The following is a 22482-nucleotide window of genomic DNA, read 5'->3' as shown; positions in this document are numbered from 1 at the left end:
ATGCGAATCACTTATATCCACCAGCACTTTGTTCTCCCCGGTGAGCCGGGTGGTTCCCGACCCTACGAGTTTGCGCGCCGAATGGCCGCCGCAGGCCACGAGGTGACAATGATCTGTGGTCGCGATGAGGCCATGGATAAAACTGTTGATGGTATCCACGTGCGTCGTCTAGCGATTCCGTACCGCAATGAAATGTCGAAGCGCGAGCGTATCGTCAGTTTCTTGAACTTCCTGGTGCGCGCCTCCGCGGTCGCTGCCCGTGTGCCTGCCGACGTGATCTACGCGTCCTCGACCCCGCTGACTGTGGCGGTTCCGGGAATTGTGGCGAAGTTTACCCAGCGTACGCCGTTGGTGGCGGAAATTCGTGACCTGTGGCCAGAGGTGCCGATCAAGTTGGGCTACCTCAATAATCCGGTGGCAATTTTCCTGGCCAAGCAGCTGGAGAAGGCATTTTATGCGGCATCGAGCGAGGTCGTGGCGCTGTCGCCGTCGATGGCCGATGGCGTCAAAGAGGTCGCTCCGAAGAAGCGCGTGACCGTGATTCCGAATGCGTCGGACTTTGAGCGTTTTGATGTCCCGGCCGAGCAGCGTGCTGCTTTCCGAAAGGAGCAGGGCTGGGGCGATGACGTGGTAGCTGTCTATGCCGGTGGTTTTGGCATGTCCTACCAGCTGGAGTGGCTTGTGGATTTGGTGGCGCAGCTGCGTCGTGATGGCGTGGAGAATGTGCGTTTTGTCCTGCTGGGGCAGGGAAGCGACTCGGACGCGTTGTACCAGCGCGCCAAGAACGCTGGCCTCAATGCCGATGCGATGTTCCTTGGCCGTCAGCCGAAGGAAGATGTCGCCAAGTACGTGTCTGCCGCCGATATCGCGCTATCGCCGCTGCGTGATGACCCCTGCCTGGAGGGCAACTCCCTGAACAAGGTCTTCGATGCCATGGCCGCATCGCGTCCGGTGGTGTTCAACCACGGTGGCTGGCTGGAGGAAGCTGCAACCGAGCACGATGCCGGTTGGCGTCTCTCGCGCGATATTCCGACCGCGGCCAAGCGATTCGCTGAGATCATCTCCGACCGCGATGAGCTGCGTGCAGCTGGACAGCGCAACCGCGAACTGGGTGAGAAGCGTTTCGCTCGTGACAGCCTGTACAACCAGCTCATCGAGGTGCTCAACCGCGTCCGAAAGGTGCAGAAGTAATGACTAACGCCGACGCTAACAAGCCCAATGAGCGGATCTTTCTTTCGCTCGCGACAGTCACCGAAGCAGAAGAGCAGGCCGTCGTTCGCGCACTCCACTCTGGTTGGGTGGCTCCGTTGGGACCCGAGGTAGACGCGTTTGAAGCGGAGATTGCCAAGCGCTGCGGTGTTGAGCACGCGCTCGCGCTGTCTTCCGGTACCGCTGGTCTGCACTTGGCGCTGCTTGCGCTGGGGATCGGTGAAGGCGACTACATTCCGGTTTCCACCATGACCTTCGCGGCCACGACCAACGCCATCGCTTACGTTGGCGCTACGCCGGTGTTTGTCGATGCGGCAGAGGACGGAAACATCGACCCTGAACTGCTGCTCCGCACCGTCGATGAGCTGCTCACCGAGGGCAAGAGCGTTCCCGCCGTGATGATTGTGGACCTCTTTGGCCGCTGCGCCGATTACCCGGCCTTCGCGCCACGCCTGGGAGAACTCGGCATCGCGCTCATCGAGGACGCCGCCGAGGCGCTCGGTGCCAGCGTCGATGGTCAGCCGGCCGGCAGTTTCGGCCATGCCGCCGCGCTGTCTTTCAACGGCAACAAGATTATGACCACATCCGGCGGTGGCATGCTGCTGTCCAACGATGCTGACCTCATCGCCCGCGCGCGCTACCTCTCCACGCAGGCGCGTCAGCCCGTCGCTTGGTACGAGCACACTGAAATCGGCTACAACTACCGCCTTTCCAATCTGCTTGCCGCACTGGGACGAGCGCAGCACTCGCGTCTGGACGACATGATCGCTCGCCGTCGCCAGATTCGCGATGCGTACATCGATTTGCTCGCCTCGCTTGACGACGATGCCCCTGGTAAAGGTACCCGCTTGCTCTCTGACTCCGATGAGCGTTTCACCGAGAACTGCTGGTTGACCTCGATCGTGCTGCCACAGGAGGCCGTCGATAAGGGCGTGCTGAACCCAGACAGCGTCATTGCAGCACTTGGTGAGGCCAACATTGAGGCTCGTCATCTGTGGAAGCCGATGCACCTGCAGCCGGTGTATGAGGGCGCGCGGGCGACCATCAACGGCACTGCTGAGAATCTTTTCTCCCGTGGCATTACTCTTCCTAGTGGTCCTGCGCTGGACGATGACGACGTCGCCCGGGTGATTGGTGTTTTGAAGGAAGTGCTGGGATGACTTCTACAGAGGTAGCTGGAGAAGCTGTAAAACAGCGAAAACCAAAACTGCAGTCGCTGTTTATTGTGGTGGCCGCAGGAATGTTTGCTGGTGTCCTCTACGTTGGCGACACGACGATGAAGGACGTCTCTTCGGCGCTTCCTGATCTATCTTTGGCATTGCCGATTTTGGTGGTTGTTGCAATCCTTACCGCCTTCGGCACCCCAGAAGCGCAGCGCCAGAGTTGGCTGAATGCGATGAAAGGCGCTGGCAATGTAAAGCAGTGGCCGATGGCCGTGTGGGCATTAGTGGCTTTCTATGCCTGGTTGTTCTGGATGATGCTGTCCGGACTGTGGGCCCCCGAAGCTGCCGAAGTTGCTCCTGTCGTTACTGCGTTGATAACGCTTGGGCTCATCGCCACGATGTCAGCAATACTGTTCTATTTGCATCCTCAGGCACTGGTATGGCTGTGGTTAGCAGTAGCCATTTGCTCGCTTATTTTTCTCTACGGTGGCATTACTGGTCCGAAATATGTCGGACGCATGACGGCGTTCGGCGGTGGCCCGAATGTCTTTGCCCGTTTCATGCTGTACGGCATCGCGGCAGCTGTGTTTTTTATGCTGTGGCGCAAGTTCATGTGGGCAGTTCTCTTGTTCGCTGCACCATTTGCTTACGGTCTCGTTGCGTCGGGAAGCCGCGGTGTACTGGTTGCTACCACCGTGGTAGTCCTCTTTACCGCTATAGCTGTGTTTTTTCACTGGGGTTGGAAGTGGGCGACTGTTTTTTACGTCGCAGTCGCCGCAGCGGTCGCGTATGGATACTCGCGGTTCATCGCAGGTACCGAGATTGAAGAGTACTTTAAGACGCGCTTTATCCAGTTGACCTTCGAAAAAGAACATGATTCCGGACGCGGTTATCTCCATGATGAAGCTTTCCGAATCATGGGTGAACACCGCATCTTTGGTGGAGGCCTGCATAGCTTCGTTGTGCTGTCGACACCGAGGTCTTCACGTCCACTGGAGCATCCGCACAATATCTTCTACACAGTCGGGTCTGAAGCGGGTGTCATTGGTATCGGCCTGCTTGTGATTGCGTTGGTTGTATTGGCAATCGCCTGTCGCCACCTATTCAAGTTTCTTCAAGCTGGTCTGACCGCAGCCGTGGCATTCTCGGTTCTTGTGGCACAGGTTTTTTCCGGCTACTACTACGATTCCCGTTCGCTATGGCTATTTGGCTTTGCAGCAGCATTTGCGATGCTGAGCCTACGGCGCAAGGACAAGGCATCGGCAGAACCAGAGCTGGAGCCGCAACCAGGACCCGCAGCCGAGCCCGCACCAGTCATGGTCACCGATACCGCGGAGCCGGTTGTGCCGGAGCCGGAGCCAGCGGTGGCCGTCGTCAAGCAAAGTGCGTCTGACAACAAGAACGACCACAAGAAACTGCGCGTTGCGGCAGCGTCGTTTGCCGCGGCCGGTGCAGTGGGTGCGATCGGATGGCTGGTCAGGAACCGTTCCAATGCGGAAGTCGATGCGCGTGCCGAAAAGCTTCTGCGCGAAATGTTCAACGAAAAGTAGGAGATGACCAATGGATTCACTGAGCATCCGCGCGCAACGGGTAATTAAGCGTGGCGTCGACATCGCGGCATCTGCAGCAGGCTTGATTGTGCTGTCGCCAGTTATGGGCGCTACGGCTCTGGCAGTGCGACTTTCCATGGGAAAGCCAGTCCTATTCCGCCAGGAACGCCCGGGCCAGGATGGTGAGCCGTTTAATATCCTCAAGTTCCGGACGATGCACCACGTCAATCCGGCAAAGGGGCTTGTCGACGATGCGTCCCGCCTCACCGAGGTGGGAAAATTCCTGCGTTCGACAAGCTTGGACGAGCTCCCGGAGCTCTTTAACGTCCTGCGTGGAGACATGAGCCTCGTTGGCCCACGTCCGCTGCGCATGAAGTACCTAGAGCGCTATTCGCCGCGCCAAGCACGCCGCCATGAGGTGCCACCGGGGATTACGGGGCTTGCCCAGGTCTCGGGCCGCAATGGCATCACCTGGGAAGAACGTTTCGAGTACGACGTGCAGTACGTGGATAATTGGTCGCTACTGCTCGATGCAAAGATTCTGCTTGACACGATCTTGGTGGTGCTCAAGCGTGAAGGGATCTCGGAAGAGGGGCAAGTGACTATGACCGAGTTCACCGGTTCGTCGGAGAAGGACGTCTCGGCTAGCGCAGGTTCTTAATCACACTTGCAGGAACACCGGCGACAACGGTGTAGTCATCGACATCGCTAGTAACTGCGGCTCCGGATCCGATGTACGCTCCCTCGCCAACGGTGAGGCCGGGGTTGATTACGGAGTTGGCGCCTAGGGTGCAGGCTTCGCCAAGCGTGACAAAGCCCGACACGGCATTGAGCGGGAAGATTGTGCAGTAGTCCCGCAGCACCGCATCGTGGCCAATCGTGACATTCATATTGATTTGGGCGTGCTTGCCTACCTCAATATTGCAGGTCAGGCGCGCTCCGGGGCAGATGACGGTGCCCTCGCCGAGCGTGACCAGCGCGCCGATGCTGGTGTCTGGGTGGACCAGAGTCGCAGGCACGAGCCCTTCGGTATCTGCGCGTTGCGCAATCGAACGTCGAGCTGCGCCGCTGCCGATTGCGACTGTGTAGTAGACCCCCTCGGGCAAGTCCGCGAGGATTTCGGTTTTGCCCAAGAGTTGCACGCCCATTTTGTGGAAAAAGGTCATATCTGGGGTGCCATCATCAATAATGCCTAGGATTTCCCACTGCGGTGGTAGGCCGTTGGCTGCTGCGTAGTCGTTGATGTCCTTGATGAAGCTGACCACGTTTCGGCCAAAACCACCAGCGCCGACGATGACAATCTTTTCGGTCGTCGTGTTGTTAATCCACTGCTTTGGCATGAGTGTCATTATCCCACTGATAGCCGTATTTAGCCGGAGTGCGTGACTGCGAATTCACCTACCACCAGTAGGTGGGATACCGAAGGCCGCGCAGTCGATTTGCGAGGATGCCAAGCACCACGATCATGATTGACGAAGCGAAAATGAAGCCTATGAAGCGGAAGTCGTTGGCAAGCCCATGGCCGTGTGGCATCAGCACGGTGACCATAGCGGTAGCGGTGGCAGGGGAGTGAGCCGCGCGAGCAAGAAGCATGAGCGCGAAGGCAACGCCGGCGGCAACCGCTGCAGCAATGATGGTCGAACCCAACATGTGCAGAATTGCGATGCCAGTCGTGCAGCCGATGAGGTGTCCGACCACGACATTTCGTGGCTGAGCCAGAGGCAAGTTGGGCGCACCGACAATAAGCGCCATGGCAGCGCCAATAGGAGGCAGAAATAGCAGGTCAGAGACAGAAGTTGAGATGAGTGCCAGGGTCATCAGCGGCAGGCTCACGGCTACCGAGGCGGCGATAACATGGCGCAGCGGCGGGCGGGGTGGCGCTTCGCTGGCGATCCGGGGCCACTTCGGAGACCGTGAATTAGACATGAGAACGATGTTAGGGTGTGCAGCCTCATCTGCGTCGCGGTTCGAGGTTTTTATTGAAATAGAAGTTTAAATGGGGTGGCGCCCAGGTCTCCCAAGCCTCCAAACCCGAACCAGACCCGAACCAAACTCCGACCATTTTCACCGGGTATGACACACTTAAGGACATGGAGCCTATCGATGTCGCAATCCGGGACGAGTCTATCCGTCTCGGGCAATTCCTGAAGTTGGCAAACCTGGTGGAAACGGGCGGTCTGGCCAAGGAACTCATTGCCGAGGGCCAGGTCAGCGTGAACGGTGAGGTCGACACTCGCCGTGGCAAGGTGCTGCGTCCAGGGGACGTCGTCTCTGTTGCCGGTATGTCGGCACGCGTGGCCACCGCCGATGAAGTCGATGATGACTACTTTGATGAGGCCACCGCCGACGATGACTTTGATCCTGAAAAGTGGAGGAACTTGTAACTCATGCCCGCATTTCCCGCCGAATTTGGCATGCCCCTGCGCGTAGATCTGCTCTCCGCCGCACCGCGTAAGACCGAGCGCTTCTACCGCGGCGTTCTCGGGTGGGCTTATCGCAATACCGCGCCAATCCATGAGGATGCCCGCGAGGCATCCGCTGGTCGCCGCGTTGCCATGCTGTCCGGAATGCCGGTGTCGGTGCTGCTTGAGGCCGATAAGGACGCTGAGGATGCCTTCGTCAACCAGTGGCGCGTGAATTTCCATGTCGACTCCGCCGCTGGTGCCGTCGAGAAGGCGCGCGAGCTCGGAGCTGAAGTCTTCCAGGAACCGACCCCGCTTGTCGACGGATCCACGATGGCCGTCGTTTCCGACCCCGCCGGTGGCCTCATTGGACTTTTGGAACAGCCGGGTGAGCAGGCCTTCATTGCAGCGGGCGAGCCCGGCACCCCGGTGTGGTTCGAGCTGGTCGCAGGCCCAGAGGAGACCTTTGAGCAGGTCGCGGACTTCTACCACAACTTCTTTGGCTGGGAAATCGCAGTGCGCAACAAGAACGAGCACGGCACTTTCGCAGTTGCGATGGAAGACGGGGCGCCGTTCGCTGGCTTGGTAGCCAGCTCGGTTGCTGCACAGACCGATGCGGCAGATAAGAGCTTCGTTGGCTGGCTGGCCTACCTTGGCGTGGAGAACATCGACACCGCTGTCGCCAAGGCTGAGGAACTGGGCGGTTCCGTGCTCGTTGCCCCGCAGGCCACCGAGTTCGGCCCGCTGGCAACCGTGCAGGATGCGTGTGGTGCGGCAGTTGTGCTCTGCGAGGTGCCGCTGCCACCGGAAGAAGATATCCGCGAGTCGGACCCACTGGAAGGCATTGACCTCAGCCAGTTCCAGTAGGAGCTAGAGCTCTTCTTCGTCGTCCTCAGGGTCCTGTTTTCCGGTGTAGTTAACGTGTAAAGGATCGTCTTCGTTTTTTAGCCAATGCAGCGAAGAAGTCATTGGTCCAGGTAAAAAGTTCACTTTTACCAAGGTTGACTTGCTGCTGGAGCAATGGGTGATAAACAACCCGCTGTGACGGTGGGCAGTCGTAGTAAAAGATTCGGTACAGTCCAGCGCGCGATTCACGTATATGGCGATGGCAGTACTTGACCAGTTCATCAGCGCGATCCTCTGCGGTCTTATGACCAAACAGTGTTGCCGCACGTTTGCGGTAAAAGCCACCATCAACAAGCACTGCTGTAGTGATCTCGCGTAAAGGCACAGCTCGCGCAGCACTATATCTGTTTCTACTCATATTTCTTGGCCCTCCCCCTATGAGTAATCCCAGTCATCGGCGCTCTCCTTATCGGCGGAGGGTCAACGGCTGGGATTGATAGCAACCACTTTAATTGCGCTTCGTAATCGAGTCAATGCCTACAACCCCAGCTCCGCTCGCACCGCAGCCACAAACTCGCTGGTAGTCGCAGTGCCGCCGAGGTCTGGCGTCGGTGCAGTGCGCGTCGCGGCGTAGACGGCCTCGCGCAGCTTGGCAGCGGGCGCAAGTTCTGAGGTCGGTGCCCCAAGGTGCTCCGCGCACATAGCCGTAGAGAGCAAAAACGCAGCCGGGTTGGCAATGCCATGCCCCGCAATGTCAGGTGCCGAACCGTGCACCGGCTCGAACACCGCGAAGTTGTCGCCCACATTCGCCGATGCCGCCAGCCCCAGCCCGCCAATCAGGCCTGCGCCGATGTCACTGAGGATGTCACCGATGAGGTTCTCCGCGATGATGACATCAAAGCGCGCCGGGTCGGTCACTAGCTGCATTGCCACGGCATCCGCATTGGCAAAATCGAATGTGACCTGCGGATACTCCTCCGCCACCTCTTCAACTGCCCCGCGAATCACACGCGCAGAGTCCCGCAGGATATTCGGCTTGTCCGCCACCGTCACCATCGGCGTGGCCTCCGAATCGGGGTTTGCCGCCTGCCGCGCGAGAGCCAACTTGGCCGCCTGTCGCGCAAGGCGGTGCCACGCAAAGGACGTCGTCACGCGCAAAGAAACCGCAACTTCGCCACGCTTATCGACGGCGCGAGCCACCGTCGAGTCCTCCACCACCTCTGCCCACAGGTGGTGGTGCGGGGAGTCGGCCGGGGCGTCGTGAGGCGGAAGGAGATAGTCGTGACTGTAGAGGCCCTCGGTGTTTTCGCGGACGATGGTGAAATCGGCAGTCGCGCCGGGCAGGGTGACCGGACGGATGTTGGCGAAGAGGTCGAGGCGCTGGCGCAGCTGGAGAACAGGGGAGCGGTAGATCAGGCCGGTATCGCGCAGATGCGGTGCTAGTTCTTCCTCAGCCTCTCGAGCGGGCTTGGAGGTAATCGCCGCGAGCAGAGCGGCGTCGCTGCGTCCGAGTGTTTCCCAAGTTTCCTGCGGGACGGGATTGCCGTGCGCGCACCACTGGGACCAGCCAATTTGTGCCTCTGTCAGCTCCCAGTGTGGGAAGACATCGGCGATGAGTCCTCGGCAGGCATCGGTGATTTCAGGGCCGATGCCGTCGCCGGGCAGGAGTGTGATGCGGCGCGGTGCCGCTTCTAAAGCAGTCGCAGGCTGGTCGGTTTCCATGGCTCTTAGCCTAGGACTGCGACGCCTGCGCGTGTGCGGTTTGGCTACTTTGCGAAAGTAACCGGGATCTCGGTGATGTCCTCGAAGCCCTCGCTGTGGTCACCGAAGAGCTTCAGCACGCAGTCCTGCTGGGTGCAGTCCACGGCCTCGCCGGTGGGCACGACGCTGAGCTCGAAGTGTGCGGTGTTGTCGTCGGCGATGGTGGTGGTGCCGCCGGACTTTTTGGTAATCCACTGCTGCGACTGGGTGCCGGCACTGCGGTCACCGGTGCAGTCCGGAACGGGGTTTCCTGGAGCCTTCTCGGCGGCGCAGAGTGCGGCGTAGTAGCCGTAGTCGGGGTCGAGACCAGCCAGATCGACGGAGATGACATCGCCCTCGGACAGGTCGTTGACCGGTTCGGCCTCCATGGTTACTTCGCCGGCGCTGGCGTCGGTTTCTTGATCTGCAGCCGAGCTGGTGGTTTCCGAGGCGTTGGTAGCATCCTGTGCGGCATCGTCCGCGTCATCTGTGCCACAGGCGGCGAGAAGTGGAAGTGCGGCGACGGCCGGGATAGCTAGGAGAGCTGCGCGACGCTGGAGTGTGCGAGTAGTCATGGGCGGTAACGTCCTTCCGAAAAACTGTAGAAATTACTATCTTTATTTAAGGGTAGGCTAACCTAGAACTAAAAGATAGCCTAAGATTCTTTGGGTGAGTAGAGCAAAGTCCTTTCTAAGCTCTTTGTTACTAGTGTTAGTCGTTATTTAGTCATTCTTTTTGTCGTCTATCTCCGTGCAGCGTCAGCTCACAGAGGGGGAATATGTTCACCGTGCCTGCCTGTCGCGTTCGCAGTCTTGCCGGAACACTGCTGAGTGTTGTCCTAGTCGCAGGACTAGTCGCCTGTGGTTCCGATGATGCCGCGAGGGAGGGGGCATCGTCGTCAAGCGCTGGCGTGACGACGGTTCCGCGCGCCGACAACATTTCCGCTCACGGTGCCGCGCATGCGAACCTGCCTTCGGAAAACCCCGAAGTGCTGCTGAAAGACCCGAAACCGGCGGCGGACAAGGACTACCAGCGTATTCTCACGCTTGACCGGGCGGGAGCACTCAGTCGTGCGGTCTACACGCTTGGTCTCGGAGACCGTCTGGTGGGGCGCGACTCCACCTCCGATTTCCCGGCGGTAAAGGATTTGCCGAACCTCACCATCGGCGGGCATGCAGTCAATGCTGAGTCGGTGATGAAGCTGAAGCCGGAGCTCATCATTACCGATGGCACGATTGGCCCTAGCCGTGTCTTCGACACGTTTGAAAAAGCGGGAATCACTGTCGTCCATGTGTCGGACGAGCGCACTCCTGAGACGATCAACACGCTTATCGACGAAGTCGCGGGCGCAGTCGGCCTGGCTGACCAAGTTGGCCCGGTGAAGGAGCACCTGGACAAGGAGCTGGCGGCTGCGACCGAGTACGCGCAGGCCAAGGCCGATGGCCGCAAGATGATGATTCTGTATGTGCGCGGAACCGGTGTGGCCATGATTGCGGGACCGGATTCTGGTGGGCGTTCTCTGATCACTCGTCTCGGCGGTGTCGATGCCGGTGAGGGCGTGGGTATTGAGGGTGCGTTCACGCCTATTACTCCGGAGTCCCTGATTGCTGCGGCTCCAGACACCATCCTGGTTATGTCTGGTGGCCTGGAGTCCGTCGGCGGGATTGAAGGCTTGAAGGAAATCCCGGGCATCGCACAGACCCCGGCGGGCCAGAATGAGTCCGTTGTGGACGTGCCCGATTCGCAGCTGCTGTCCTTTGACTCGCAGTCGCCGCGTGCGATTCGCGCCATTGCGGATGCTCTCTACGGTGGCGGTGCTGGTGATGGCGCTGACAAGACTGCGGGAAAGTGACTGGCTGAGCAATGCAGACAACCGCGAACAAAACTAGTCCGTTCAGACAGGTGGCCGTTTTCATTGGACTCGCCCTAGCGCTGGTGCTGGCAATAGGTTGGTCGGCCTCCGTGGGGCAGTTCGGCGCTACCATCGGCGAATCACTGAGCTCAATGGTGAGGCTAGTGTTCAATGGCGGTCTCGGTGACGCGCCAGAGCCCATCGACACCGTGCTGTGGCAAGTGCGACTGCCGCGCATCGCGCTGGCCTGCCTCGTTGGCGCGGGGCTCGCCCTCGCAGGTGTGGCGCTGCAAGCGGTGTTCGGCAACCCGCTTGCCGAACCCGGCCTCATCGGCGTTTCCTCCGGCGCCGCGGTCGGCGCTGCCACCGCCACAGTTTTGGGCACCGCCGCCGGGCTTTCCGGAGTGCTCGGCGGAGTGTTGAGTGTCTTCGCCAGCAGCTGGGCCATTGCGGTCTCAGCTTTTATTGGTGGCGCGGTAGCCACGGCTATTGTGGCCGCCAATGCGCACGGTGGCCGCGATATCGCTCGAATCATTCTGGTCGGTGTGGCTGTGAACTCCATCTGTGGTGGTCTGGTTTCGCTCCTGACATTCGTAGCCTCCACGGCTGCCCGCGACCGCATTGTGTTCTGGCAGATGGGCTCGTTTGCCAGTGCCACCTGGACGCAGGTTGTCATCATTACGCTGGTGACAGTTCCGGCCGTAATTGCCATGTGGGTCAGCTACCGCAAGCTGGACATTCTGAGTCTTGGTGAAGCGCAAGCCCGCCACCTGGGTATTAACGTCGTCACGCTGCGTCGCGCCATCATTTTTGGCACGTCCCTGGTCGTGGCGGCTGGTGTGGCATTTTCCGGCATCATCGTCTTCATCGGCCTGGTCGTGCCGCACGCTGCACGACTGCTGCTGGGACCAGCGCATCGCACGCTGATTCCTGCATGCATCCTCGGCGGCGCGCTGGCCACAACGCTGGCCGACCTCGCGGCCCGCACCATGATCACCGGTGCGGACCTGCCGCTGGGAATGCTCACCTCGATCGTCGGTGGCCCGCTGTTCTTCTGGCTGCTCCTGCGTTCGAAGAGGGCGGTGCACTAATGGAAATTCACTCTGGCCTGGGTATTTCTGCCGAAAATGTCAGCATCACCCTGGACGGTCACCGCATTCTCAACGATATTTCCGTGGTCGCCGAGCCCGGAAAAGTCACCGCGCTGGTCGGCCCGAATGGTGCTGGAAAGTCGACACTGCTCGCAGCGCTTTCCGGCGACCATGAGCTCAGCGGCGGCAACGTCCGGATCGGCGAGCACTCCATTACCGAGCTCTCCATCGCCGACCTGGCCCGCTACCGCGCCGTCCTGGTACAGAGCCAAGAACTGTCCGTGCCATTCACCAGCCGCGAAGTAATCAACTTCGGACGCAACCCCTGGGGCTGCCCGAACGAAGAGCTGCTCGAGGAAGTCATCACTGAATGCGACGTCGCGCACCTCCTTGACCGGGAAGTCCCGACCCTCTCCGGCGGCGAGCGCGCCCGCGTCCACAGCGCGCGCGTGTTCTACCAGGACACTCCTGTCGTGCTTCTCGACGAACCGACTGCAGCCCTGGACCTCCACCACGCCGAAAAAATCATGGGAATGATGCGCGCCCGCGCGGCGGCGGGCAAAGCCGTGGTCGTGGTCCTGCACGATTTGTCCGCCGCAGCGGCGTATGCCGATCACGTTGTGGTGGTGGCGCAGGGGCGCGTCGTAAAGCAAGGACCGCCTGCGGAAACCCTGGATGCACAGACCGTCAGCGAAGTCTACGGCATCGGTGTGGAAGTGCTTCAGGACTCCGCGGGCAACCCCGTGCTGGTGCCTCAGCGCGCGAGCCACAATCTCTCACCCCAGTCTCCGAACCTCACAGAGAAAGAAGAAAACCATGGTTGAAAACACGATTAAAGAAGGTGACAAGCAGGCTGCTCAGCCCCTGGCAGAACGACTCAAAGTGGAGACTGCGGGTGTCCACAGTGAAGCGGAGAACTCCGACTTCATGTCGAGGCTGCTTGCGGGTGAACTGAATGCGCAGGCGGCCATCGATCTAACTGGTCAGCTGTACTTTGTGTACGAAGCGTTGGAGCAGGCCGTGCGGTCCACTGCGGAGTCGCCGCAGGTCAGCGCGGTCTACGATGCGCAGCTGGAGCGCCTGGAGGCTCTGGCGGCCGACCTTGAACATTTGGTGGGGCCTGACTGGCGGGAAAAGATCTCGCCTGTGGAGGCGACAAAGAACTACGTGGCCGAGCTTCGTGAAATCGAAAGCAACGGCAACGCCAACGCCGCATTGGCACACCATTACGTTCGCTACCTGGGCGATCTTTCTGGTGGTCAGGTGATTGCGTCCATGCTGGCCAAGCATTACGGCATCGGTGCGGAGGGAACCCGATTCTATGACTTCTCCGCGATCGGAAAAATTAAGCCCTACCGCGACGGCTACCGACAGAGTCTGTCTGAGCTGGGCATTTCGGATGCCGACAAAGATGCCGTGGTTGACGAGGCGAAAAAGGCATTTCGTCTCAACCGGGCCATTTTCCACGACCTAGCTGGCGGCCTAGACGACGCAGTGGCGTAGGTCGCGGACTGGAGTGCTGTGACCGTGGCGGTGGGCGGTATGCGTTAGCCGATGTACACCACTGCGTTACGGCCGCCCGTGCACTTGATGTTGCTACCAGATGGGCGGCACCACATGTTGTAGGTCAGGCCAGTCGTTGGGCTGTAGGCCGTGATGGTGCCGGATTCCGTACCAGTGGAATTGCGATAGCGGACGTAGGCGCTGTGTACATTTCGAACGAACGGATCGCTCGTTGAGGACGTGCCCTTCCATGCGCTGGAGAGGTTGCCGCCAGCCAGACCTGACGAGCGGGATGAGCCCGAATTACCGGATGAGCCACTCGAATCTTGAACAACCACGGTCTCAGTCTGTGTGACCGGTGGGTTGGGCTGGCTCGAAGCATCGGCAGCGGCCTGTGTAGTGGCAGCCGTCTGTGTGTCGGCAGCAGCCACCGAGTCATCTTTGCCGAGGCTGACATAAGCAACTGCGCCAACCAGACTCAGCAGCACCACGACCAGCACTGAAATGAGCGCAATCATTGCGCCGGAAGTACCTGAGTTCTGCTGCGGATACGCTGTTGGGGCTGCGTAAGCGTACGCTGGTGCCGGCTGCGCAGCGAACTGGGGTTGCTGCTGCGGCTGTGGTTGTGGTTGAGGTGCCTGGTTCGGGTACACGGGGCCGAAAGAACCGGTGGAAGGATTCGAATTGTAGTTGGGGTCTGAGCTGGGGGACTCGTTATGCGACATGCTGGACGACCAATCACGAGGAGGAAGTGTTCCCCCTGTGATGAGCCCAACCCGCGTAGCGAATGGTGTTCCATCCCCTGGGGACACGGTTAACGGCTTTTATTGTATTACTGGGAAAACTGTAAAGCATGTTAGGAGACGCATGTCTTGCGCAAGATGTGGCAAGGACGGGTTTAGCTAGACCCGAAATGAGGTGGTGAGCTTCAAATGAGGTTGTGACCATCGAGAAACTGCCTAAGTTTATGTCAGTTTCGGCACTAATTTCTGCTTGTTTTTGTCATAAACCTAGTCAGTAACTCATGAGCCGGTCCAAGACTCCGGGCTGCATATGTGAAACTGGGGCGCGCGTGAAACCCCACGGCCATTTTTCGGCCGTTTCGTTCATGCGCACCCCAGTTTGTTGCGAGGTGTAGCTGGTAGCTGCCTATTGGTTAGCTGTTTAGTCGCTACATCCCCAGGATTTCCTTGAGCTCGGCCTTAATCTGGTCGAGCCGCTCGGCCGCGGCCACGTGCGGAATCGCGGCCGAAGCGACCGGCAGCACGACTTCCAGGTAGCACTTCAGCTTCGGTTCCGTGCCGGAAGGCCGGGCAATGACGCGGTCGTTGGCCTCGGTGAGGATGAGAATGCCGTCGGTAGGAGGGATGTGATAGCTCTCGCCCTTGGCATCGACCATGTCTAGGCCATCATTCATGTCCGTGACCTGCGTGACCTTCGAACCAGCCAGTTGTGCAGGCGGGTTGGCGCGCAGAGTGTCCATGCCCTTGGTGATCAGCGAGCGGTCCTCGACACGGAAGGTCAACGGTGCGGTCTTGTAGAGACCATGGGCACGGGCGACATCATCCAGAAGGTCCTGGATGCCAAGACCCTGGCCCTTCAGTCGCGCCACCGCGTCGGCGACACGCACCGCCGCAGATACGCCGTCTTTGTCTCGCACGACTGCCGGGTCAGTGCAGTAGCCAATGGCCTCCTCGTAGCCGAAGACGAGCCCGTCCACACCAGCAATCCACTTAAAGCCGGTCAGTGTAGCGCGATAATTCAGTCCGTGACCTGCGGCAATCTTGCCCAGCAGGCGTGAGGACACAATCGAGTTAGCCATTGTGGCCGGGAACTCTGCGCCCTCATCATTGGTCACGGTCGCAATCCCACGGGCCTCGGCATCCGCAGCGATGACTTCACCCAGAAACGCACCGATGTCATCGCCGGAGAGCTGTCGCCAGCCGCCATCGACGCCGCTGTCCGGAATAGCTACCGAGCAGCGGTCCGCATCCGGATCAGCCGCGATGATGACATCCGCGTCTTCGTCACGTGCCAGCTCAAACGCAAGATCCAGTGCACCGGCTTCCTCCGGGTTCGGGAACGATACCGTCGGGAACTCCGGATCCGGCGCGAACTGCTTCTCGACCACGCTGACATTCGAGAAACCTGCCGCGTTCAGTGTGCGCACGATGGTCTCGCCGCCGACACCATGCATCGGGGTGAGGACAATCTTCGCTGCCTGCTTCTCTTCGCTTGATGACGTCGTTGCGAGCGCAGCCGCCCGTTTCACATAGGCGTCCAGTAGTTCAGGACCAACCTGCTCGACGGCATCGAAGTCACGCGGGACCTCATCAGCCGGTGGAGCAGCGGCGATGGCTTCCGCAATCTGCTTGTCATGGGGCGCGATGATCTGGACGCCTCGGCGGGAATCAGACTCCACCGCGCGGCCACCGAGGTAAACCTTGTAACCGTTGTCCTTCGGCGGATTGTGGCTGGCCGTGACCATGATGCCGGCATCAGCATTGAGGTGGCGCACGGCAAAGGCGGTCACCGGTGTGGGCAGCTGCTGTGGCAGAGCCAGGGCCTTGCCACCGGCTGCGGCGACAACCGCGGCGGCATCTCGGTGAAAATCGGCGGAGCCGTGGCGGGCATCGCAACCAATGACCACGGTGAAGTCGTCGCCCACAATGTTCTTCAGATGCGCAACCAGGCCAGCGGTGGCACGGATGACCGTGGCATGGTTCATGCGGGACTGACCAGCTGCAACGACACCGCGAAGACCTGCAGTGCCGAATTCGAGTGGCCCGGCGAAACGGCTTTCCAGCTCGGCAATCGCATCGGGGTTGGCGGCCTTGGCTTCGTCGTAAAGCGAAGAGAGCTCGGCGGCGGTGGCCGAGTCCGGATCGTGGGCGATCCAATCGGTGATGGTGGCTTGTAGCTGTTCGGAGAGCATCGGGGTTCGCCTACTTCAGACCGTCGAGGACGGCGGCGGAGGAGGAAAGGCCCAGGCGAGAGGCGCCAGCGGCAATCATTTCCTCAGCGGCAGCGGCATCGCGGATACCGCCAGAGGCCTTGACGCCAAGGCGGTCGCCCACGGTTTCGCGCATGAGCTTCACAGCGTGAGCGGAAGCGCCGCCGGCCGGGTGGAAGCCTGTGGAGGTCTTGACGAAGTCTGCGCCTGCGGACTCGGAAGCCTTGCAAGCTGCGATGATTTCCTCATCGGTCAGAGCGGCCGACTCGATGATGACCTTCAGGATCTTGCCCGGAATGGCGTCGCGAACAGCCTTGATTTCGGCCTCGAGGTCGTCGAAGCGGTGCTCCTTGGCGAAGGCGATGTTGATGACCATGTCGACTTCTTCAGCGCCATCGGCCACAGCGCGAGCGGCTTCAGAGGCCTTGATCTCGGCCTTTACCGCGCCGGAGGGGAATCCGACGACAGTGGCGATGTGCAGGCCTTCAGGCACCTCGACTGGGAGCTGCGAGGGGGAGATGCAGATGGAGTAGGTGCCGAGCTTGGCGGCCTCGGCGATAAGAGCCTTGACCTGGTCAGAGGTGGCTTCTGGCTTAAGCAGGGTGTGGTCAATCATCTTGGCAACATCAGCGCGGGAAGTCATGGGAGAAATCAAGTCCTTTCGGAAATTTGGGAGAGAGCTTAAAAGTAGGGAGGTGGCGGGCTCGGGACGGGGAAGTGGCGCCGGCGCGAGCCCGTCAGAAATTTTCTAGGACACGCGATCGAGGATAATCTCGTGCTCGGCTGTCGGCGCGGTGTCGCCGATTTCAATGCCCGGCTCGATGGACTCGAGAGCGCGCTCGAACTTATCCGGAGTTTCAGTGTGCAGCGTGAGCAGCTTCTGACCCTTGACCACCTTGTCTCCCGGCTTGGCGAAAATCTCAATACCGGCAGTGGCCTGCACCGGATCATCCTTACGAGCACGTCCCGCGCCCAAGCGCCAGGAACCAACGCCGAGAGCCAGTGCATCCAGCTTGGTCAGGTAACCGTCAGCCTGCGCAACCACATCGTGCGTGTGAGGTGCCACCGGCAACGCGGCATCCGGATCGCCGCCCTGAGCGCGGATCATCTTCTTCCACGAATCCATTGCGCGGCCGTCCTTCAGAGCCTGCTCCACGTCAGCATCGTGTACGCCGGCCAGCTCCAGCATGTTTCGGGCCAGCTCACAGGTCAGCTCCACGACGTCCGCAGGGCCACCGCCAGCGAGAACCTCCACCGATTCGCGGACCTCGAGGGAGTTGCCGATGGTCAGGCCCAGCGGAGTGGACATGTCCGTTAACAGTGCGCGGGTGTTCACGCCCGCATCGTTGCCCAGGTCAACCATGGTGCGGGCCAGCTCGCGGGCCTGATTCAGATCCTTCATGAAGGCGCCCGAGCCGACCTTGACATCCAGCACCAAGCTGGAGGTGCCCTCCGCAATCTTCTTGGACATGATCGACGAGGCAATCAGCGGAATGCAGTCCACCGTCGAGGTGATGTCACGCAGCGCGTAAATCTTTTTATCCGCAGGTGCCAGGCCCGCACCGGCTGCTGCGACGACCGCGCCGGAATCCTCCAGGATCTGCATCAAGCGGTCATTCGGAACATCAGCCTGCCAGCCCGGAATGGATTCCAGCTTGTCCAGGGTGCCGCCGGTGTGGCCGAGGCCGCGGCCGGACAGCTGCGGGACGGCCACGCCGTAGGAGGACACCAGTGGGCCCAGCGGCAGTGTGATCTTGTCGCCGACACCACCGGTGGAGTGCTTGTCCGTGGTGGGCTTGCTCAGCGATGCGAAGCTCATGGTCTCGCCCGAGTCAATCATCGCCTGAGTCCAATCCACAATTTCGCGACGATTCATGCCGCGGATGAAGATGGCCATGTTCAGCGCCGCCATCTGTTCATCGCCCACGACGCCGCGAGTGTAGGCGTCAATGACCCAGGAAATCTCTTCCGGGCTGAGCTCACCGCCATCACGCTTTACCTTGATGACGTCAACTACATCGAACTTTTCAGCCATTGTTCGCTCCTTTTATAGGCGATTGTGCTTAGCGATATTGGTCTTGTGAACTCTGCTGATTCCGATTATCATCAGCACTAGAACAAATGTCAATAGGTAACTTTCCATTTGTACCCACATAAGTATGTTTGCATAGACACCTCGAACAGGCTCGGGAGGGAGAGCGCAATGTCCCACATCTCAGACGAAGAACTGCTGGCTAAGGCCTACGCTGCCACGGAAAACTCGTACGTCCCCTATTCAGGTTTTCCGGTCGGTGCCGCACTTCTGCTTGACGACGGCACGGTGGTCACAGGCTGCAACGTGGAAAATGCATCCTATGGCTTGACCAACTGCGCAGAACGTACAGCCGTGTTCCGCATGGTCGCGGAGCACGGCGGCAACCATAAGATTGCGGCCTGTGCCATTGTCGGGCGAAAGGCGGCACCGTGTCACCCCTGTGGTGCCTGTCGGCAGGTCCTGCACGAATTTGGGTGCAAGCGTGTCATTGTGGAATCCGAGCGCCCGGAAAATGGTGGTTTAGGCGCTCCGGCCAGCATCGACTTCGAAAAAATTCTCCCTTACGCCTTTGGTCCCGAGGACCTGTAGGCATCATCACCACAGCCTCTTTTATCAAGAAAGAAGACCTTAGTCATGGATAGACTGCAAGGCTTACTGGGCATCATCCTCGTCATCGGATTTGCCATTGCTATCTCAAAGAACAGGAAAGCCATTAACTGGCGCACACTCGGCGTTGGCCTGCTGCTGCAAGCGGTGTTCGCGCTGGTAGTGCTGAAGTGGGAACCCGGCTTCCAGGCGTTGAAGAGCGTGGCCGGTGCCATTGAGAAGATGATCGACTTTACAAATGAGGGCACCTCGTTTGTCTTCGGTAATCTTTTCGACGGCACGGGTAAAAACTTCGTCTTCGTGCTCAACGTGCTGCCAGTGATCATCTTCCTGGGCGCAGTCCTCGGTGCCCTCTACTACCTGCGGGTAGTGCAGTACTTCGTTGAATATGTCGGGTCCGCACTGAAGTTCATTATGGGAACCTCGAAGGTGGAGTCCGTCTTCGCTTCCACGGTGATTTTCCTCGGGCAGTCGGAGGCTCCGCTCGTCGTTAAGCCGTATATTCCGAAACTGACCAAGTCGGAGCTGTTCGCATGTATGTCGGGCGGTTTTGCGTCGGTGGCCGGATCGACCTTGATCGGTTACTCCCTGCTCGGTGCGCCGTTGGAGTACCTGCTGGCGGCATCGGTAATGAACGCGCCGGGCTCGCTGCTGATTGCGAAGACTTTCTGGCCGGAGACGGAGGAATCCGATCTGGATGCGTCGGTGAAGGATGTCCGCGACACTGAGTCGAAGAACGTCATTGACGCGCTCGGGGCGGGTGCGTTGGCCGGCGGTCGTATCGCTGTGGTTGTGGCATGTCTGTTGATTGCGTTCATCGCTGTGATTGCGATGCTGTCGGCGATGATTGGCGGCATAGGCGGCTGGTTCGGTCAGGAAAACTGGTCGCTGGAGGGGCTGTTCGGTCTGATCTTCGCGCCGATTGCCTGGCTGATTGGTGTGCCGTGGGAGAACGCAGGGCTGGTCGGTAGCTTCATTGGTGAGAAGACGATTCTGAACGAGTTCGTCGGCTACACCTCGTTCTCTGAGCACGTCGACTCGCTGGATCCGAAGTCCATCATGCTGGCGACCTTCGCCCTGGCTGGTTTCGCCAACCTGTCTTCCATTGCAATTCAGATCGGTTCCTTCGGTGCGCTATCGCCGGAGCGTCGCGGTGAGATTGCCAAGAACGGTCCGCTGGCGCTGATTGCGGGCCTGTGCACCAACCTGCTCAACGCTGCAATTGTGGGTGTGATTGCGCTATAGCTCTTCCTCAGTTCGGAATTCGGCCGCCTGCTTTTCTAGATTCTGATGGATCTTCTGCTCGCCCTCGGCGGCCGCGGTAGCTCGGGGTGGAAGCTGGATGTATCGCTCTGCGGGCAGGCCGGCGCGCAGTTGGCGCATCCTCTCAACCTCGGCATCCAGCTTGAAGCCGAAGACCACGACGACATTAATGCCCCAAAGTGCAGTCATGAGAGCAATGACGGCACCCATGGCGCCGTAGGGGTTTGAAGCCGCAAAGTTGAACAGGTAAAGCTGCAATGCCTTGCCAATACCCAGCGAGCTGATAATTGCCAGTGCCGAACCGGTACTGAGCCAGCGGAATTTGCGCATGCGCACGTTCGGTGTGAAGTAGTACAGCGAGCCAATCAGGATCATCGACATGACGATAATGACCGGCCAGCGCAGCCAACTCCAGACGGAGATGCAGAAGTCAATGACCTGTCGCGTGGTCGATTCAATACCCAGCGGGCGGGCAACCGGTTCGACGATGGTGATAACTAGCTGGTCATTGACAATAATCGCAATGAGCAGCACCACCGTGCCAATGAGTAGCAATAGCGTAATGGCGACCATGAGCAGGTGGTAGCGAATAAGCGTGCGGCCTTCGGACACGCCATAGATGGAGTTAGCCGTGCGCGAAAATGCGCGCGTGTAGGCCGACGACGAAATCAGCGCGAAGATAATACCGATAGTCAGTGCGACGAGACCGCCTGTGGCGGAGCCGATAATCGTTGAGATGACATTGCGAATCGGTTCGGCATACTCAGCTGGAATGTAGCTGCGGATGAAGTCCTCAGTCAGACGGTTTAGGTCATCGGTGTAACCGGCCAACATCAGCGTGGCAATTGAGTAAATCGCCAGCAGTGCAGGCGCGAAGGTCAACACAGTGTAGTAGGTCAACTTCGCGGCAGCGTCGAAACCGAGCTCCAAGAAAAACTCGATACCCGCACGCTTGAGAGCGTAGAGCGCTCCTTTCCACCCCACGGGTGGCAACTTCTTCGCGGACTGAGCAAAAGATGCGTCCGCCGACTCGTAGGCCTGGAGTGTGTGCTTGATCTGCTGTGCTGGTGACACCTAAAGAATCGTCCTCTCCGACCGAACAGCGGCTGCGGTACGTGTGCGACATATGCGCTGACATGCAGGCTCGCTTAAGTCTATCGGTCGAAGAGGGCAGAGGCGCTTCTCAGGCCCGGGTGTCAGTTCTTTGTACTGATGCGTCCCGAGACGGCTATTCCGTGGCAGAGGGAGGGGCAGGGGCTAGACGGTGAGACTGGCGAGCCCGGTCAGTCCGATGAGTCCGATGAGTCCGATGAGTCCAGCGAAAGTAGGCGCTCGGCAGTGGCATCGTCAATGACCAGATGAGTGGCCAACTTTGTTCGAAGGGCCACATCGATGGCCTCGGCCTTGTGTGCGCCACCGGCGACAAGTACCCGAGTGGGGATTCGGCGCAGGTCAGAGAGGCTGATACCTACCGTGCGGGCATCGACCTCTGGCAGCGCAATGCCACCGTCCGGGCGGTAGAAGCGTGAGCAGGCATCGCCCACTGCGCGCTCCACGAGTAAGTCCTTTTCGGTTGCCGACAGCTGCCCCAAGTTCAAGGCCAGCGAATCATGGTCGACTGCGCCGACAGTGAAAACGGCAATGTCCACCGTCCGGCCAAGCGCCAAAACGCTGGCGATGAACCGATCCTGTTCCACGATGCGCTTGGTCTCGACCGAATCGAAAATCACCGGCAGCGGCAATGTGCGGGCATAGGCATGGAAAGCGTGGCAGAACCCGCCAATAGTGCGGATGTCATTCGTCGACTTATCGGAATGACTCATTCCGCCCTTGAGCTGCACAATTTCCACGCCCGAGACATCCTTGGACTTCAGTTGCGTGGATACGGAGTACATGGTCTTGCCCCACGAAACACCGAGAAGGGTACCGTCGACCACCAGCTCGTCGAGAAGCTCGGCGCCCACACGCCCCAACTCGCGGAGCAAGACCGCGTTGCCAGCGCGTGCCGGTTGCGCCAGGCGCACATCGTTCAACTTGTAGCGATCCCGCATCTGCGTAGCGGTCTCTGAGGCTTCCTCGCGCGGATCGTGGATCTCAATGCGCACGTAACCACGCTCGCGGCCAAGGTTGAGCAGTTTAGAGACCGTTGGACGGGAAACCCCGAGTTCGGCTGCAACCTGAGACTGTGTGAGCCCCTCGCCGTAATAGAGTTTGACGGCGGTGAGTGCTTGGATGTCGCGAGTGTCCACAGCGGCCTCCTCCAGCAAGA

The 22482-nt window shown here is 59.7% G+C and carries 23 protein-coding genes; 12 read left to right on the top strand and 11 right to left on the bottom strand.

Annotation, left to right across the window (positions count from 1 at the left end; all coding sequences use genetic code 11):
• From HMPREF2857_RS03450 to HMPREF2857_RS03435, 4 genes are read left to right on the top strand one after another with little or no spacing between them, the layout of a single operon-like run.
• On the top strand, positions 1 to 1191 hold the full coding sequence (locus HMPREF2857_RS03450) for a glycosyltransferase family 4 protein (RefSeq protein ID WP_070642752.1): 1191 nt from the start codon (positions 1 to 3) through the stop codon (positions 1189 to 1191).
• Positions 1191 to 2369, top strand: coding sequence for a DegT/DnrJ/EryC1/StrS family aminotransferase (locus tag HMPREF2857_RS03445; protein ID WP_070642750.1), 1179 nt, complete (start codon positions 1191 to 1193; stop codon positions 2367 to 2369). Before HMPREF2857_RS03450 ends, HMPREF2857_RS03445 begins: the two co-directional genes overlap by 1 nt.
• On the top strand, positions 2366 to 3922 hold the full coding sequence (locus HMPREF2857_RS03440) for an O-antigen ligase family protein (RefSeq protein WP_070642749.1): 1557 nt from the start codon (positions 2366 to 2368) through the stop codon (positions 3920 to 3922). Before HMPREF2857_RS03445 ends, HMPREF2857_RS03440 begins: the two co-directional genes overlap by 4 nt.
• Positions 3923 to 3932: 10 nt before the next feature.
• Positions 3933 to 4583, top strand: coding sequence for a sugar transferase (locus tag HMPREF2857_RS03435; protein ID WP_070642747.1), 651 nt, complete (start codon positions 3933 to 3935; stop codon positions 4581 to 4583).
• On the opposite strand, the gene HMPREF2857_RS03430 is transcribed toward HMPREF2857_RS03435, so the two are convergent.
• Together HMPREF2857_RS03430 and HMPREF2857_RS03425 are read right to left on the bottom strand one after the other, a co-directional pair.
• Entirely contained in the window at positions 4567 to 5262 is a 696-nt protein-coding gene (locus HMPREF2857_RS03430; protein WP_049172520.1) for a NeuD/PglB/VioB family sugar acetyltransferase, read from the bottom strand. The genes HMPREF2857_RS03435 and HMPREF2857_RS03430 overlap by 17 nt on opposite strands.
• 58 nt (positions 5263 to 5320) lie before the next feature.
• Positions 5321 to 5848 (bottom strand): HPP family protein, encoded by a 528-nt coding sequence (locus HMPREF2857_RS03425; protein WP_070642746.1) that lies wholly within the window; start codon positions 5846 to 5848, stop codon positions 5321 to 5323.
• 164 nt (positions 5849 to 6012) lie between these two features.
• Between HMPREF2857_RS03425 and HMPREF2857_RS03420 the strand changes: the two genes are divergently transcribed.
• Entirely contained in the window at positions 6013 to 6306 is a 294-nt protein-coding gene (locus tag HMPREF2857_RS03420) for an RNA-binding S4 domain-containing protein (RefSeq protein WP_005510922.1), read from the top strand.
• Between the two features lie 3 nt (positions 6307 to 6309).
• Positions 6310 to 7191 carry a glyoxalase/bleomycin resistance/extradiol dioxygenase family protein gene (locus tag HMPREF2857_RS03415; protein ID WP_070642745.1) on the top strand — a complete coding sequence of 294 codons (882 nt, stop codon included), beginning with the start codon at positions 6310 to 6312 and terminating at the stop codon, positions 7189 to 7191.
• A 49-nt stretch (positions 7192 to 7240) separates the two neighbouring features.
• Here the strand turns inward: HMPREF2857_RS03415 and HMPREF2857_RS10870 are convergent, their stop codons facing one another.
• The 3 genes from HMPREF2857_RS10870 to HMPREF2857_RS03405 form a co-directional block, all read right to left on the bottom strand.
• Positions 7241 to 7588, bottom strand: coding sequence for a PIN domain-containing protein (locus tag HMPREF2857_RS10870; RefSeq protein WP_176719133.1), 348 nt, complete (start codon positions 7586 to 7588; stop codon positions 7241 to 7243).
• Between the two features lie 119 nt (positions 7589 to 7707).
• The gene (locus tag HMPREF2857_RS03410; protein WP_070642743.1) at positions 7708 to 8892 is read right to left on the bottom strand and encodes an isocitrate/isopropylmalate dehydrogenase family protein; all 1185 of its coding nucleotides are present in this window, start codon (positions 8890 to 8892) and stop codon (positions 7708 to 7710) included.
• A 44-nt stretch (positions 8893 to 8936) separates the two neighbouring features.
• Positions 8937 to 9485: a thiamine biosynthesis protein gene (locus HMPREF2857_RS03405; protein ID WP_070642741.1), complete on the bottom strand. Its 549-nt coding sequence runs from the start codon at positions 9483 to 9485 to the stop codon at positions 8937 to 8939.
• A gap of 203 nt (positions 9486 to 9688) precedes the next feature.
• On the opposite strand from HMPREF2857_RS03405, the gene HMPREF2857_RS03400 reads away from it, so the two are divergent.
• Genes HMPREF2857_RS03400 through HMPREF2857_RS03385 form a run of 4 tightly spaced genes read left to right on the top strand, consistent with a single transcriptional unit; the run spans position 9689 to position 13356 of the window.
• Complete coding sequence (locus HMPREF2857_RS03400; protein WP_016421807.1) at positions 9689 to 10762, top strand: heme/hemin ABC transporter substrate-binding protein; 1074 nt, start codon at positions 9689 to 9691, stop codon at positions 10760 to 10762.
• An 11-nt stretch (positions 10763 to 10773) separates the two neighbouring features.
• A complete protein-coding gene (locus tag HMPREF2857_RS03395; RefSeq protein WP_049172506.1) occupies positions 10774 to 11853 on the top strand; it encodes a FecCD family ABC transporter permease in 1080 nt (359 codons plus the stop codon).
• Positions 11853 to 12677, top strand: coding sequence for a heme ABC transporter ATP-binding protein (locus HMPREF2857_RS03390; RefSeq protein ID WP_083310492.1), 825 nt, complete (start codon positions 11853 to 11855; stop codon positions 12675 to 12677). The genes HMPREF2857_RS03395 and HMPREF2857_RS03390 overlap by 1 nt, the downstream gene beginning before the upstream one ends.
• Complete coding sequence (locus HMPREF2857_RS03385) at positions 12670 to 13356, top strand: biliverdin-producing heme oxygenase (RefSeq protein WP_070642739.1); 687 nt, start codon at positions 12670 to 12672, stop codon at positions 13354 to 13356. Before HMPREF2857_RS03390 ends, HMPREF2857_RS03385 begins: the two co-directional genes overlap by 8 nt.
• Positions 13357 to 13400: 44 nt before the next feature.
• Here HMPREF2857_RS03385 and HMPREF2857_RS03380 read toward each other — a convergent pair whose 3' ends face one another.
• The 4 genes from HMPREF2857_RS03380 to HMPREF2857_RS03365 form a co-directional block, all read right to left on the bottom strand.
• Positions 13401 to 14081 carry a hypothetical protein gene (locus tag HMPREF2857_RS03380; RefSeq protein WP_070642738.1) on the bottom strand — a complete coding sequence of 227 codons (681 nt, stop codon included), beginning with the start codon at positions 14079 to 14081 and terminating at the stop codon, positions 13401 to 13403.
• Positions 14082 to 14527: 446 nt separating this feature from the next.
• A complete protein-coding gene (locus HMPREF2857_RS03375; protein ID WP_070642736.1) occupies positions 14528 to 16291 on the bottom strand; it encodes a phospho-sugar mutase in 1764 nt (587 codons plus the stop codon).
• A 10-nt stretch (positions 16292 to 16301) separates the two neighbouring features.
• Positions 16302 to 16952: a deoxyribose-phosphate aldolase gene (gene deoC, locus HMPREF2857_RS03370; protein ID WP_069359695.1), complete on the bottom strand. Its 651-nt coding sequence runs from the start codon at positions 16950 to 16952 to the stop codon at positions 16302 to 16304.
• Positions 16953 to 17057: 105 nt separating this feature from the next.
• Positions 17058 to 18344, bottom strand: a complete 1287-nt coding sequence (locus HMPREF2857_RS03365) for a thymidine phosphorylase (RefSeq protein ID WP_070642735.1) — start codon at positions 18342 to 18344, stop codon at positions 17058 to 17060.
• 168 nt (positions 18345 to 18512) lie between these two features.
• On the opposite strand from HMPREF2857_RS03365, the gene HMPREF2857_RS03360 reads away from it, so the two are divergent.
• Both HMPREF2857_RS03360 and HMPREF2857_RS03355 read left to right on the top strand, forming a co-directional pair.
• Positions 18513 to 18932, top strand: coding sequence for a cytidine deaminase (locus HMPREF2857_RS03360; protein WP_049189792.1), 420 nt, complete (start codon positions 18513 to 18515; stop codon positions 18930 to 18932).
• Positions 18933 to 18977: 45 nt separating this feature from the next.
• Positions 18978 to 20195, top strand: coding sequence for a NupC/NupG family nucleoside CNT transporter (locus tag HMPREF2857_RS03355; RefSeq protein WP_070642733.1), 1218 nt, complete (start codon positions 18978 to 18980; stop codon positions 20193 to 20195).
• On the opposite strand, the gene HMPREF2857_RS03350 is transcribed toward HMPREF2857_RS03355, so the two are convergent.
• Together HMPREF2857_RS03350 and HMPREF2857_RS03345 are read right to left on the bottom strand one after the other, a co-directional pair.
• Complete coding sequence (locus tag HMPREF2857_RS03350) at positions 20190 to 21287, bottom strand: YihY/virulence factor BrkB family protein (protein WP_070642732.1); 1098 nt, start codon at positions 21285 to 21287, stop codon at positions 20190 to 20192. The genes HMPREF2857_RS03355 and HMPREF2857_RS03350 overlap by 6 nt on opposite strands.
• A gap of 209 nt (positions 21288 to 21496) precedes the next feature.
• Positions 21497 to 22462 (bottom strand): sugar-binding transcriptional regulator, encoded by a 966-nt coding sequence (locus HMPREF2857_RS03345; RefSeq protein WP_070642783.1) that lies wholly within the window; start codon positions 22460 to 22462, stop codon positions 21497 to 21499.
• Between the last annotated feature and the right edge of the window lie 20 nt (positions 22463 to 22482).

It is taken from the genome of Corynebacterium sp. HMSC076C10, from assembly GCF_001812455.1.
Lineage (GTDB): Bacteria > Actinomycetota > Actinomycetes > Mycobacteriales > Mycobacteriaceae > Corynebacterium > Corynebacterium jeikeium_D.
The sequence above is the reverse complement of the archived record's forward strand: the minus strand, read 5'-3'. Positions and strand labels throughout refer to the sequence as shown.